Source organism: Aphanothece microscopica RSMan92 (genome assembly GCF_046613545.2).
Classification (GTDB): Bacteria; Cyanobacteriota; Cyanobacteriia; order PCC-6307; family Cyanobiaceae; genus NIES-981.
In genome coordinates this window covers 1-455 of record NZ_JBKKKY020000531.1, presented here as the reverse complement: position 1 = coordinate 455, position 455 = coordinate 1, and the positions used below count along the sequence as shown (strand labels likewise).

Sequence of the window (455 nt, the reverse complement as noted above, 5' to 3'; positions counted from 1 at the left end):
GGCGCTGCGCCCGAGGGCCGTGGCGCTTTCACCGTCGGCGATGGAGGCTTCTCCGAGGGCTGTGGCGGCGATACCTGAAGCCCGGGCGTTCAACCCGACGGCAGTCGCGGCGGTTCCGGTGGCATTGGCGCGAGGACCCAGTGCCGTCGCCTGTTGCCCTGAGGCCAGGGCATCAACCCCGACGGCGGTCGCGGAGGTTCCGGTGGCATTGGCGCTGCGCCCGAGGGCCGTGGCGCTTTCACCGTCGGCGATGGAGGCTGTTCCGACGGCGGTCGCGGCGGTTCCGCTGGCCTTGGCGTTGCGCCCCAAGGCCGTGGTGCTCTCTCCTGTGGCATTGGCCAGGAAACCGGTGGCGGTAGCGCCTGCTCCAGCCGCCCTGGCCTGGTCACCAAGGGCTGTCGCCGCTGAGCCGGAGGCGTTGCTGCGGTAGCCGATGGCGATGGCTCCCGAGAGGG

1 pseudogene is annotated in these 455 nt (G+C 71.9%); it reads right to left on the bottom strand.

The annotated features are described in order from the left end of the window. A pseudogene (locus ACLD7X_RS18910) lies at window positions 1–455 on the bottom strand (hypothetical protein); the annotation flags it as partial.